This is a genomic window from Vreelandella nigrificans (assembly GCF_002374315.1).
Taxonomy (GTDB): domain Bacteria; phylum Pseudomonadota; class Gammaproteobacteria; order Pseudomonadales; family Halomonadaceae; genus Vreelandella; species Vreelandella nigrificans.
Genome location: NZ_NWUX01000005.1, coordinates 130130 through 143654 on the forward strand (window position 1 = coordinate 130130; position 13525 = coordinate 143654).

The 13525-nt window shown below is 52.6% G+C and carries 12 protein-coding genes; 11 read left to right on the forward strand and 1 reads right to left on the reverse strand.

Annotated features, from left to right (window positions below):
- Positions 1–2 precede the first annotated feature (2 nt).
- From CPA45_RS08510 to CPA45_RS08520, 3 genes are all read left to right on the forward strand, one after another.
- Positions 3–1103, forward strand: a complete 1101-nt coding sequence (locus CPA45_RS08510) for an amino acid ABC transporter permease (protein ID WP_096651130.1) — start codon at positions 3–5, stop codon at positions 1101–1103.
- A gap of 85 nt (positions 1104–1188) precedes the next feature.
- A complete protein-coding gene (locus tag CPA45_RS08515; protein WP_078090379.1) occupies positions 1189–1917 on the forward strand; it encodes an amino acid ABC transporter ATP-binding protein in 729 nt (242 codons plus the stop codon).
- 124 nt (positions 1918–2041) lie between these two features.
- Entirely contained in the window at positions 2042–2440 is a 399-nt protein-coding gene (locus tag CPA45_RS08520; RefSeq protein ID WP_078089444.1) for a RidA family protein, read from the forward strand.
- Positions 2441–2475: 35 nt separating this feature from the next.
- Here CPA45_RS08520 and CPA45_RS08525 read toward each other — a convergent pair whose 3' ends face one another.
- Positions 2476–3069: a histidine phosphatase family protein gene (locus CPA45_RS08525; protein WP_096651131.1), complete on the reverse strand. Its 594-nt coding sequence runs from the start codon at positions 3067–3069 to the stop codon at positions 2476–2478.
- Positions 3070–3230: 161 nt separating this feature from the next.
- On the opposite strand from CPA45_RS08525, the gene phnD reads away from it, so the two are divergent.
- The 8 genes from phnD to CPA45_RS08565 all read left to right on the forward strand — a co-directional run bounded on the left by phnD (position 3231) and on the right by CPA45_RS08565 (position 13506).
- On the forward strand, positions 3231–4220 hold the full coding sequence (gene phnD, locus CPA45_RS08530; protein WP_096651132.1) for a phosphate/phosphite/phosphonate ABC transporter substrate-binding protein: 990 nt from the start codon (positions 3231–3233) through the stop codon (positions 4218–4220).
- A 58-nt stretch (positions 4221–4278) separates the two neighbouring features.
- On the forward strand, positions 4279–5085 hold the full coding sequence (gene phnC, locus CPA45_RS08535) for a phosphonate ABC transporter ATP-binding protein (RefSeq protein ID WP_078089447.1): 807 nt from the start codon (positions 4279–4281) through the stop codon (positions 5083–5085).
- On the forward strand, positions 5072–5884 hold the full coding sequence (gene phnE, locus CPA45_RS08540) for a phosphonate ABC transporter, permease protein PhnE (RefSeq protein ID WP_096651133.1): 813 nt from the start codon (positions 5072–5074) through the stop codon (positions 5882–5884). Before phnC ends, phnE (CPA45_RS08540) begins: the two co-directional genes overlap by 14 nt.
- On the forward strand, positions 5878–6687 hold the full coding sequence (gene phnE / locus CPA45_RS08545) for a phosphonate ABC transporter, permease protein PhnE (RefSeq protein WP_096651134.1): 810 nt from the start codon (positions 5878–5880) through the stop codon (positions 6685–6687). The genes phnE (CPA45_RS08540) and phnE (CPA45_RS08545) overlap by 7 nt, the downstream gene beginning before the upstream one ends.
- Before the next feature lie 78 nt (positions 6688–6765).
- Positions 6766–7197, forward strand: a complete 432-nt coding sequence (locus CPA45_RS08550; protein ID WP_078090380.1) for a host attachment protein — start codon at positions 6766–6768, stop codon at positions 7195–7197.
- A gap of 90 nt (positions 7198–7287) precedes the next feature.
- Complete coding sequence (locus CPA45_RS08555; protein WP_096651135.1) at positions 7288–9147, forward strand: methyl-accepting chemotaxis protein; 1860 nt, start codon at positions 7288–7290, stop codon at positions 9145–9147.
- Positions 9148–9171: 24 nt separating this feature from the next.
- Positions 9172–11298, forward strand: coding sequence for a methyl-accepting chemotaxis protein (locus CPA45_RS08560; protein WP_096651136.1), 2127 nt, complete (start codon positions 9172–9174; stop codon positions 11296–11298).
- Positions 11299–11649: 351 nt separating this feature from the next.
- On the forward strand, positions 11650–13506 hold the full coding sequence (locus tag CPA45_RS08565) for a methyl-accepting chemotaxis protein (RefSeq protein ID WP_096651207.1): 1857 nt from the start codon (positions 11650–11652) through the stop codon (positions 13504–13506).
- Positions 13507–13525 lie beyond the last annotated feature (19 nt).

A 13525-nucleotide genomic window follows, 5' to 3' on the forward strand; every position in this document is an offset into this window, starting at 1 on the left:
AGATGATTCATAACCAAACGATAATCGAACAGCGGCCAGCCCCCAGTAGTTCGGTGGGGCCAGTTGCCTGGCTGCGCGGCAATCTGTTCAACGGCCCGATTAATACGATCTTTACGCTAATTGGCTTGTATATATTGTATCTATTGGTGGTGCCCACCGTGCAGTGGGCATTTATCAACGCCAATTGGGTAGGCACAACCCGCGACGACTGCTCCCGGGAGGGCGCCTGCTGGGTATTTGTTAACGCTCGCTTTACTCAGTTTATTTATGGCCTCTACCCGCGCACAGAAATCTGGCGCGCCAACATCGTATTTGCGGGCTTCTTTACCCTGATTGCTTGGCTGGCAATACCTCGCCTACCCTTTAAACGCTGGGTAGCGGTATTTGCCTTAGTGGGCTTCCCTGTCGTGGCCTACGTGCTGCTGCATGGCGGCTACTTTGACCTGCCTCGCGTACCAACGCACCGCTGGGGCGGTTTAATGCTGACCCTGCTGCTCGCCACTGTGGGTATGGTGGGGGCTCTCCCGATTGGCATTGTGCTGGCCTTGGGCCGACGTTCCAACATGCCCATCGTTAAAAGCTTTTGCGTGGTATTCATCGAGTTCTGGCGGGGCGTGCCACTCATTACCGTGCTGTTTATGGCCTCGGTAATGCTGCCTCTATTTTTGCCCTCAGGGATCAGCGTTGACCGCTTAGTACGTGCGCTTATCGGCCTGACACTGTTCCAAAGTGCCTATATGGCCGAAGTGATCCGCGGAGGGTTGCAGGCCATACCGAAGGGGCAAGAAGAGGCCGCTGCAGCCCTTGGGATGACCTATTGGAAACGCATGGGGCTGATCGTGTTACCTCAGGCATTGAAGATGATGATTCCCGGTATTGTTAATACCTTCATCTCGCTATTTAAAGACACCACTCTGGTGATGATTATTGGATTGTTTGACCTACTGGGCATCGTACAAGCGGCACTGTCCGACTCTCGCTGGCTAGGCTTCTCGTTGGAGGGCTACGTATTTGCCGCCTTCATGTTCTGGATCTTCTGTTTCAGCATGTCGCGCTACAGCCAATATTTAGAACGCAAGCTGCACACCGGCCATAAGCGCTAACGCCGCTTTTATTAACGATTTTTAGCAGGATGACGACATGACTCAAGCAGCCACCAACATCTCTGGCACTAGTACTTCTGACCTGATGGTTGAAATGCGCGGCGTTAACAAATGGTACGGCGATTTTCACGTGCTACGGGATATCGACCTGGAAGTTAAGCGCGGCGAGCGTATCGTTATTTGCGGGCCGTCAGGCTCGGGCAAATCTACAATGATTCGTTGTATCAACCATTTAGAAGAGCACCAGCAGGGTGACATCGTTGTGGGGGGGATACCACTGACCCAGGACGTCAAGCGTATTGAACAGATTCGCCGTAGCGTGGGTATGGTATTCCAGCATTTCAACCTGTTCCCTCACTTAACCGTGCTGGAAAACTGCTGTATCGCGCCGATGTGGGTGCAGAAAAAACCACGCAAAGAGGCCGAAGAGGAGGCCATGCGCTACCTGGAAAGGGTACGTATTGCCGAGCAGGCTAAAAAGTATCCTGGCCAGCTCTCAGGGGGCCAACAACAGCGTGTCGCCATTGCCCGCTCGCTGTGTATGCACCCCGATGTGATGCTGTTCGATGAGCCAACCTCCGCCCTTGATCCTGAAATGATCAAGGAGGTGTTGGACGTAATGGTTGAGCTAGCCAAAGAAGGTATGACCATGCTCTGCGTTACCCATGAAATGGGTTTCGCAAAGACGGTGGCCGACCGCGTGATTTTTATGGACCAAGGGCAAATCATTGAAGAGAACGCCCCAGAACCCTTCTTTAACAACCCGCAGTCCGAACGTACTCAGCTGTTCTTAAGCCAGATTCTTGGGCATTAATCCACAGCCACAACGCCAAAGCAGCTGTTGATAAGTAGTTAATTATGGGCCTCGCTTGAGGCCCATAATGCTTCAAAGGCGTTAGAAACGCGTTATTAACAACAGCTCAAAAAAGGATAACCGAATGATTGAAAAGCTGTTTATTGACCGCGCCCCTCAGCCTATTGCCCCCTTTTCTCACGCCTGCCGAGTTGGCGATCTGGTATTCATCACAGGACAAATGCCAACGGTGCCGGAAACCAATGAAATGCTCTTGGGCACCTTCACCGAGCAAACTCACCGAGTGATGCAGAACCTAGCGATTGTGTTGGAAGAAGTTGGCAGCGCCTTCGAGTATGTGGTTCAGTCCCGGGTATTTATTACCAATATGGGCCACTTCGAAGAGGTCAATAAGGTTTACGCCAGCTACTTCCCCCAGCCACTACCCACCCGCACCTGCATTGGCGTCACAGGCCTTGCTGGCGGTGCCGATGTGGAAGTCGACATGATCGCCTGGATCCCACCTGCAGAAGGCAACAATTAGCTGCGTGACTGCCTCCCAACGATGGTTTGCATCAACTAACTACCGAGCGCCGTTATGCTGGCAGGCAGCAGAGCAGGCTGCTCACGGTGGAGGCTTAAGGGTTTATTTGCCAAGGCGGTGAGCAGTATCTGCAGCGGGTCGCCGTGGCTAACCACCAGCACCGTTTCGCCTTCACACTGCTGCTCCAGCTCCTCAATCACTGCACGCATCCGCGTTGCCACGCTGCTGGCCGACTCCACCCGGTGCTGCTGATGGGTAGCATCCTGAGCATCTAGTTCCCATATATCAGGGTAGTGGCGATCCGCTTGCCCATCTAATTCGCCAAAGTAACGCTCACGCAGGCGTTCCTCTTTCTCCAGTGCTAAGCCGAAAGCACTGGCGACTCTTTCTGCGGTTTGAGTCGTACGCAAAAAATCCGAGTGCACCAACCGCGTCGGGATTGCCCACTGCCAGTCCTTCACCACATCCAGCAGTTGCTGTTCTCCCTGTGCAGAAAGCCCAAAAGCGCTAAGCCCGCGTTCAGGCGAGCTAATAATTAAGCCTTGCTCATTGGCCTGACTGTGACCGTGGCGCATTAATAAATAGCGGTTTCGCCAATGGTATGAGGCGGTATGGAAAATATTTGACATAAGTTTGTCATAAACCCTAGATTGAAGGTGTTCGTTTTCGAAAAATAAACATTTAACTCCTTAAATGTCCATTTGCGAAACGCTCTAGTGGTGCCACTAACACTCATTTAGTGCTGCGCAGTGGTCGGAAACTATAAAAATAACGTTCTTAGAGGTTTCTCATGACAACATCATGTTTTAGTAAGCGCCCGCTTGCCATGCTGACGGCTGCATCGCTACTGCCCTTCGCCCTGTTCTCTACCCAAGCGCTTGCCAATTGCGAGCGCGGCGACCTTGATACTATCTACTGTGACGAAGATGGCGATATGGTCGCCGACCGGCCTAGTGACGAGTCCCAGTGGGCAAACCCAAGCACGCTTATCTTTGCCTACACCCCCGTAGAAGATCCTGCCATTTATACTGATATATGGCAGCCCTTTATCGACCATTTATCTGAAGTCACCGAGCGCAATGTGCGCTTTTTCGCCGTTCAGTCCAACGCTGCGCAGGTGGAAGCAATGCGCAGTGGACGCCTGCATATTGCCGGATTCTCCACCGGCCCAACGCCGTTTGCCGTTAATCTAGCGGGGGCGGTGCCCTTCGCATTGATGGGCTCTGACGACGGTCAGTTCGGTTACACCCTGCAGATGTTCACCCATGTGGACTCCGGAATTGAAAGCCTTGAAGACCTTAAGGGTAAACGGGTAGCCCATACATCACCTACCTCTAACTCCGGCAACTTGGCTCCTCGTGCCTTACTACCTGAACTGGGTATTACGCCCGAAGAGGATTATGAAGTGGTCTACTCCGGTAGCCACGACCAATCCATGCTCGGCGTAGTAGCGCGAGACTACGATGCAGCGCCAGTTGCCTCTGAAGTTGTCGAACGTATGGCGGCGCGCGGTCTCTACGATGAGGAAGATGTCAGGCTAATTTATGAGTCAGACCGTTTCCCCACCACATCTTATAACTACGCCCATAACCTTCACCCAGACTTGGTTGAGAAAATCGAAGAAGCTTTCTTTACCTTCGACTTTGTCGGTACCGAGCTTGGCAATGAGTTCGAGGGGGTCGAGAAATTCATTCCTATCAACTACCAGGATAACTGGCAGGTGATTCGCACCATCCAAGCCGCTAATGGCGTGCGCTATACGCGGGAAAACTTAGAGTAACCCGTGCCCGCGCCGCGCACTGCGGCGCGACTTTTCGTCTATCGATGGAAGCGAACACATGCTGGAAATTAATAACTTGGTCAAACGCTATGGCCAGAGCGAGGCAGTGCTGAAAGGCCTTGATCTCAAGGTAGAAGGCAACAGCGTTGTTTCTATCGTAGGTGCATCAGGTGCTGGTAAAAGCACCATGCTGCGCTGTATCAACCGCTTGGTAGAGCCTACCTCAGGCTCGATAAAACTCAATGGCACCGAGCTGGTTAATCTGAAGGGTGCTGAGTTGCGTCGCGCTCGACGCAAAATAGGCATGGTGTTTCAGGGTTTTAACTTGCTTGACCGACTAACCGTGATGGAAAACGTCTTGGCTGGGCGGCTTGGCTACGTCAACCTCTACCAAGCCATCACTCGCCGCTACCCTCAAACCGATATTGAGCGCGCCTTTAGCCTGATGGAGCGCGTCGGGATCGCTCATTACGCCAATAAGCGCGCCGACGAGCTGTCTGGTGGCGAACGCCAGCGAGTGGGTGTAGTGCGAGCTCTGATGCAAGAGCCTGAAGTACTGCTGGCCGATGAACCGACGGCCTCACTAGACCCCCGCACCTCCGAACAAATCATGATGCTACTCCAGAGCCTTGCCAGCGAGCTTTCGCTACCGGTGCTAATTAACATCCATAATGTGGCCCAGGCAAAAACCTATACCGAACGGATTGTTGGCCTGCGTCACGGCAAGATGATTTTCGATGGCCTACCCGCCGATTTCAATAAAGAGGCTCTCGATGCCATTTATGGTGGTATTGAAGCACCGGATGAAACGGTTTCCGAGCAGCCGTATAGCTCTGCGGAGGTAGCTCGCCATGACTCCGCCTGACCCCCAGCCCAGCGTGCCACGCACCTGGAAAAAACCACCTTTTATTGCCAACCCATTGGTTCGCTACGGCATTATCATTGTTGCAGTGGTTTATCTGGTGTGGGCGTTCGGCTCGTTACCGTTTAACTGGGCGCGTATATCCGAAGGTATTCCACGGGCAGCGCGAATCTTCAGTGGTGGCTTTCCGCCAAGCTTTGAGCGCTTTGGCCTACTACTCACCGGATTTAAAGAGAGTTTCCAAATCGCCATTCTGGCAACGCTTTTGGGTGTATTGCTCTCTATTCCCTTTGCGGTGATGGCAGCGCGTAATATTGCACCTATGCCGATCTACTTAATCGGCCGCTCGGTGATCATTATTTCGCGCAGCTTTCATCCGGTGATTGTGGCCATTTTATTCGTAGCGGCGGTCGGTTTTGGCCCACTAGCGGGTATTTTGACGCTCACTCTCTACTCCATTGGCTTTGTGGGCAAACTACTAGCCGAAGAGATTGAGGAGATCGATTGGGGCCAGGTTGAAGCGATGCGTGCAACCGGGGCTGGCTATTTAGCCACGCTGTTTTATGCGGTTTTCCCGCAAATCCTGCCGCGCCAAGTGGGCCTTTCCATGTATCAGCTGGATAGCAACCTACGTGCCTCTGCGGTGGTAGGCATTGTCGGCGCCGGCGGTATTGGCGGCACGCTAATGAACGCGTTTGGACGCTACGATTACGACTTCGCCTTTGCCATTTTATTGATCATTATCGCGGTTATTTTGCTCAGTGAAGGCATTAGCGGCTGGGTGAGGAAAAAAATATGGTAGATCACGCACAGCAACTTGCCGACCGGATTTGGCAGCGCTACGACCGTAAAACACGGCTGATTCGCTACGGCATACTGCTCGCTACTCTAATGGTGGTAGTTTGGGCAGTTCGCGATATTGATATCTTTTGGCCGTGGGTTTGGGATGCCCCCAACCAAATTTCGAGCTTGGGCGCCCGCATGTGGCCCCCTAGCCCGGCAGGGCTTAACAACATTTTCAATGCGCTGCTGGAAACGGTGCATATCGCTACCTTAGCCACATTTTTAACTATCTTTTTAGCGCTTCCCGTCGCCTATATTGCCGCCCAAAACACTACGCCTAACCGCGCCTGTCTGTGGCTGGGGCGCTTTATTTTGGTCTCGAGCCGTTCGGTCAATACGATTATCTGGGCACTGCTGTTCGTAGCTATTTTTGGCCCAGGTGTACTGGCTGGGATTTTGGCGATTGTGTTCCGCTCCATCGGCTTTATTGGCAAGTTAATGGGCGAGGCAATTGAAGAGATTGACCGCAAACCTGTGGAAGCTATGGAAGCCAGCGGCGCATCAAAAGCCAAGGTGATTGTCTACGCGATTGTGCCTCAGGTTATGCCAGCCTTTTTTGCCATCGTGATTTTGCGTTGGGACATTAACATTCGCGAATCCACAGTGTTAGGGTTGGTAGGTGCAGGGGGAATCGGTGTGATTCTGCAAGGAGCCATCGATACCTTTGCCTGGCCAACGGTTGCCACCATTCTGATAGCAATTATCGCATTGGTGCTAGTTGGTGAAGCTATTACCAGCCTGCTGCGCAGCAAGGTGCTATAACCCGCCGTAAGCGTTTGACCAATGGTCAAACGCTTGCCATGGTTAAAGAGTAACTAACGACATGGAGGACGTATGACGATGACAACCTATATCGTGGTTGCCGATGCTGCCCGCGCACGTATTTTTACCCGCGATGCGCTTAACCTTGTAGAGAAAGAGAGCTTGATACACGCAGAAGGTCGGCTGCATGAGGGGGATTTGATTACCGATCGTCGCGGTGCCGATGTACATGAGTCTATGTCCACTACGTCACGTTCGTCAGGTGAAGAGGGCGCTGCCTCCCGGCATGAAAATGAGCTATTTGCTAAAGAGGTGGCCCAACGTCTTTATACCGCCCGGGTAGAAAACAGCATGGAAAAGCTGATTATGGTGGCACCACCGAAATTTTTAGGGCTTTTGCGTGAAAAACTTGATAACCCTACCCATAAGCTGGTTATTCACACGCTATCTAAAGACCTAAGCAAAGCACCAATGGCAGATATCCAAAACGCAGTCAGCGATTTACGTTAAACGAATCAACGCTGCATTATCATTTCACATTAAAGTAGCGGTCGCTCTCGCCGATAGAAATTTGGTACCCAGCCAATCTTGAGAGCGACCATGTTTTCCTCCCTTCGCGCACGAATCTTACTCGCTGCACTCACGGCCATCACCCTTGCTCTGATCGTTAACGGTATTGCCAGCTACACCACGGTTAAGCACCACAATGCTCTACAGGTTAGCCGCAACTTAAGCGCTGTAGTAGATGGTAATACTCAGGCAATTAATGAGTGGTTTAATGCCCGCTATACAATGCTTGCCAGCATGGAAGATGCAGTAGATAGTGAAACACCGCTCTCAGCACTGCGCCAGCTATCCGATTCAGGCAGTTTTATGACCGCCTATATCGCTTACCCTTCCACATCAGACGCTGTCTTTTCTGATGGGTGGCAACCACCCGGTGATTACGACCCACGGCAACGCCCTTGGTATCAGGGCGCAGCTAATGCACAAGATACGATTATTACGGCCCCCTACGTCGACGCACAGACGGGTGGGTTAATTGTCACTTTCGCCCGTCCTTTCTATCGTAATGGGCAGCTTGCCGCCGTTATAGGCGCCGATATCACTGTCGGTGACGTCATCGATATCGTATCCAGCATTGCTCCAACCCCCTCCAGCTTTGGCTTTTTAACCACGGAAAATGGCACTCTGGTCGCACATCCAAACGCCGCACTGACCCTAGAGCCTGCCACCGTTTTAAGCAACGAGCTCACCAACGAACATCTAGCTCAGATAGTACAAGCCAATGAACCCCAAGCACTTTCACTGCAAGACAGCAGCAAGCTATTGATGGGCAGTACCGTTGGAGGCAGCACCGGCTGGCGGTTAGTTGTTGCACTGGATGAGCACGAAGCTACTGCTGGTCTGCGCGCTATTGCGACTACCTCGATTATTACCCTGCTGATCGTAGCCGCCATTACCGCCATAGTGTTTGGCATGCTGCTGTCACTGCTGCTGCGCCGCTTGCTAGGAGTACGCAATGCCATGGATAACATTGCTACCGGTGAGGGCGATTTAACCCAGCGCCTACCGGAAGAGGGCAACGATGAAGTCAGCCACATAGCCAGTGCCTTCAACCGTTTTGTCGGCAAAATGGAAAGCGTATTAATCGATGTACGCTCCAGCAGCGAGTCGGTTCACCACGCTGCTAACGAAATCGCCATGGGTGGTCAGGATTTGTCACGCCGTACCGATAATGCTGCCTCAAGCCTGCAGCAAACATCCGCCTCAGTGGAACAGATCACTAGTACGGTACAGCACACCGCTGCCTCGGCCCAGGAGGCGAATAAACTCTCCCATAGCGCCTCAAAAGTGGCTAAAGAGGGGGGACAGGTAGTGGCCAATGTAGTCACCACAATGGAAGATATTTCCCAAGCTTCCAATAAAATTGGCGAAATTGTCACGCTGATGAACAGCATTGCCTTTCAGACCAATTTACTCGCCCTTAACGCCTCGGTAGAAGCTGCTAGGGCAGGCGAACACGGCCGTGGCTTTGCCGTGGTAGCCGATGAAGTACGCAAACTGGCTGGACGCAGCAGCGAAGCCGCCAACGATATACAAAAACTGATTGAAGATTCGCAAAGCAAAGTTAATAACGGCACCACCCTAGTACAAAACGCTGGCGCCACCATGCAAGACATCGTCGCCCATATCACACGCGTCACCGATGTACTGGAGGAAATCAACTCCGCCACCAGTGAGCAGAGTGATGGCATCAAGCAGGTCAATATCGCAGTGGCTGAACTGGACCGTATGACCCAGGAAAACGCCGCCATGGTAGAAGAGTCCACCACTGCCGCCGAACACTTGAAAGAACAGGCTGAGCACCTCTCGGGCACCATCAGTAGTTTTAAACTTTCCCACGCCGCCACGCCTGCCCTACACGTGTCCTATCAAGCATCTGGCAGACATACTTAGTCCTATCTACTGAGGCATTACCCCATGCACTTTCGCTCGTTACGCTCTTTTGTCTTGGCCTTGGCTGGGCCCTGCCTACTCGCCATTGTGATCGCGCTGGTGGTGTATAACTTAATCGCCGCCGCACGCACTCAGCAAACGGTGAGTGAACACACCCAAGAGCTAATGGAAAGTGCACTTGATGCCCGCTTAAACGCCATTGCCGATGCGGAGGGTGGGCGTATTCAGCGTGAATTGGATAAAGCCATGACACTTGCCCACCAGCTTGCAACTACCAATGCGCTAATGGGGATGCAAGATAGCGAGGGGCAACGTGCACTATTTCTAAGCCGCCGTCAGCTATCGAATCTGGTACGCCAAACTCTCGCTGATAACCCAGACCTTATAGATGTCTATATTGGCTGGGAACCTAATGCGTTTACTAACGACGCCCGCTACGCTAACAACGAGCGCTACGGTAATAATAGCGATGGTCGCTTTATGCCCTGGTGGTTTCGCAACGACGATGGCTCACTATCGCTAGATCTGTTAGGTGACGTCGAAGACGACACACTTCTTCCCAATGGTATACGCCAAGCAGAGTATTATATGTGTCCGCGAGAGACGTTAGCGCCCTGCATTATTGACCCTGCAGCTTACGATTTTGGCGGTGTCACTCAGCTAGTTACCTCTTTTAATGCCCCTATCCTGGTAGATGGTGAGTTTCGAGGTGTGGCCGGGATCGATCTCTCTGTCGACTTCATCCAAACGCTGCTGAGCGATGCCAACCAAGCACTGTACAACGGTGCAGGCCGCATGGTGCTGGTCGCGGGACATGGAATTCTGGTGGCGGACACCGCCAAAAAAAGCGGTCTTGGCGAGCCCGCCAGAGACGTGCTAAGTAACCCACTCTTATCAGGCATTGAGCAAGCTACTGCTCAGGGTAGCTTGTATAGCAGCAAGAGTGACGGCATGTTAGAGCGTTACTTGCCCCTCCATCTTGGCAATACCTCACAGCCTTGGGTGCTAATGTTGCAACTACCTGAAGCAGTTGCGCTGGCCGAGTTAAATAATCTGCAGGGTGTGCTTAGCGAACAGCGCCAACAAAATACCTTCGGTATGACCTTGGTCGGCCTGCTACTGGCCGCACTGGGCGTAATAGCACTATGGTGGATCGGAGGGCAGATCGCCCGTCCGTTAAAGCGGCTAGCTACGCGGATGCAAGAGATCGCTACTGGCAATGGCGACCTTACCCAACGCTTACCCGTTATGGGCCGCGATGAAAGCGCCGCCTTGGCCGAGCAGTTCAATGCCTTTGCTGAAAAAATTCAGACGATTCTGCTGGATGTACGCTGCAGTAGCGAAGCCGTCAACCGCGCAGCGAATGAGATCACTCAAGGCGGCCACAACCTCTCAAGACGCACCGACCAAGCAGCAGCTAGCCTGCAACAGACATCAACTGCAATGGAGCAAATCAGCAGTACTGTTGGACACACTACCCAAGCTTCTCAGGAAGCTAGCGGGCTTTCCCAAACGGCTTCCCAACTAGCCTCCCGTACCGATAGTGCCTTCAAGCAGGTAGTGTCGACCATGGATGAAATTCGCTCAAATTCAGATGAAATTCAGAATATTGTGAGCGTGATTGACGGCATTGCCTTTCAAACCAATCTGCTTGCCCTGAATGCTTCGGTAGAAGCCGCCCGAGCTGGCGAACACGGCCGAGGCTTCGCGGTAGTGGCTGATGAGGTGCGCAAACTGGCTGGGCGCAGTAGCGAAGCAGCTAAAGATATTCGCCAGCGCATTGATACGTCAGCGGGGAAAGTGGAAAGCGGCACCCAAATGGTTCGCGATGCCGAAACCGCTATGCATGAGCTAGCGGATAGCGTTACCCGAATCACGCAGATGCTTGGCGATATCAGCACGGCAGCACGAGAACAAAGCGATGGCATTAGCCAAGTCAGTATCGCAGTGTCCGACTTAGACCAAATGACTCAACAGAATGCCGCACTTGTGGAAGAATCGACAACCGCAGCTGAGCAGCTTAATGCTCAAGCAGATAGGTTGGCAGCGCTTGTTGGTGGCTTCAAATTGAGCGAAGCGACACAGGAGGCACCACGCGCACTGCCTAATTCAACGCGGCCTACAGAGAGGCTCGACGCCCCCCGGAGGTGATTTGCGGATCACCTCCCATCTATATTCTTAACGACTTTCTTAATCACTTGCTTAACTACGTCCTTAACTACGTCCTTAACTACGTCCTTAACTACGTCCTTAACTACGTCCTTAACTACGTCCTTAACTACGTCCTTAACTACAGGGGCCTCACTATGAGGCCCCTGTGTCGTTATGTTTCCTACATTAACTTAACCGTATCAAATCTGTACTTCTTTCGTTACGCACCTAGATAAGTATGCACACACTCCTAAAGTCGCATCCACCGAAGCCGATAGCATGCCTGCAGATATTACATGCAAGGTGGCCTACCCCTGGCCTTATTTTTTCTTGAATAGCGAGACTTTATTCATGCTGTCGTCCTTACGCTTGCGCATCCTGACGATCACTCTGATGGTGATCACGCTAGCACTGACCATCAACGCTTCGGTCAGTTATCTGACCTTACAGACTCACAATGAGCAGCAGGTGGTCCAGCAGCTGGCATCCGTCGCACAGGGTAACGCTCTGGCGATTGAAGAATGGGTTGCCGCACGCACCGCTATGCTTGAAGCAGCGCGTGCTCCCATGATTGATAATGACCCGCTATCGCCCCTCGTCCAACTGGCAGAGTCAGGCGGATTCCTGGCAGCCTTTTACGGTCAATCCAATGGTAGACATCTCTCTTCCGATGGCTGGATACCGGGTAATGATTACGACCCGCGCCAGCGTGACTGGTACCAAGCGGCCATAAAACAGGACGGAACCATCATTTCATTGCCTTATGTGGACGCTAACAGCAACCGCTTGGTAGTTACCTTTGCTACACCGGTTAAACGAAATGGGCGCCTACATGGGGTTATTGGCGGAGATGTAGTGATCGACCAGTTGGTCAACCAGGTCAATGCTATTCAGCCAACACCATCCAGTTTTGCCTTCCTGAGCAGCGGCGGCGAGACGCTGATCGCACATCCTGACGCTGCGCTAACCCTTAAGCCACTAAGCCGGGTTAGTGCGGCCTTAACAGCAGCCACCATAGGAAAGTTAAACACCACTCGTAACGCCTGGGAGTCCATTCAGGTAGACGGTGATACCAAGCGGCTTTCTACCTCCCCTATTGCCGGTACTGACTGGGAACTCGGCGTGGCGCTGGATGAACAGGAAGCCACTGCAGGCTTACGCGCCATCATTAAGTCCTCATTAATCACACTGCTAGCTATCATCGCCATCACAGCCCTGCTATTAAGCCTATGGCTCAAGCATACTTTCTCAGGCCTCGAGCGGGCCAGGGATGCCCTGGATGATATCGCCAGTGGTGAAGGTGACCTAACCCGCCGGCTACCAGAGCAGGGCCGTGATGAAGTGGCTCAGATTTGCGGTGCCTTCAACCGCTTTGTGAGCAAAATGGAAGCCGTATTGATGGATGTACGCACCAGCAGTGAATCGGTGCACCATGCGGCCAACGAAATTGCGATGGGGGGGCAGGATCTATCACGCCGTACTGACAACGCAGCCGCCAGTCTTCAACAAACCTCTGCCTCCATTGAAGAGATCACCAGTACCGTTCAGCACACCGCCGCCTCGGCCCAGGAAGCCAACAAACTCTCTAAAACCGCCACTGAGGTAGCCAACGAAGGCGGCAAAGTTGTGGCCAATGTCGTCACAACGATGGAAGACATCACACGCGCCTCCGATAAGATCGGTGAAATTGTCACATTAATGAACAGCATTTCGTTCCAGACCAACCTTCTCGCCCTTAATGCCTCAGTGGAGGCCGCCCGCGCTGGCGAGCATGGTCGTGGTTTTGCGGTAGTGGCCGACGAGGTACGTAAGCTAGCTGGGCGCAGTAGTGAAGCAGCCAATGATATTCAAAAGCTAATTGAAGACTCTCAAACCAGGGTTAATAACGGCACCGCGCTAGTACAAAACGCAGGCGTCACTATGCAGGATATCGTTGCGCACATTACCCGTGTTACCGATGTTTTGGAGGAGATCAACGCTGCGACCAGCGAACAAAGCGAGGGTATAAAACAAGTCAACATCGCGGTTGCCGAGCTTGACCGCATGACGCAAGAGAACGCCGCTATGGTGGAGGAGTCCACGACGGCTGCCGAACAGTTGAAAGAGCAGGCTGACCATTTAACTGTCACGATCAGCAGCTTCAAACTGTCTCAACACCCGCCGGCTCCGCTGACATTAAACTCGCCGGCAACGTTGTTATCATACTAATGCTGACATCGTACTAATG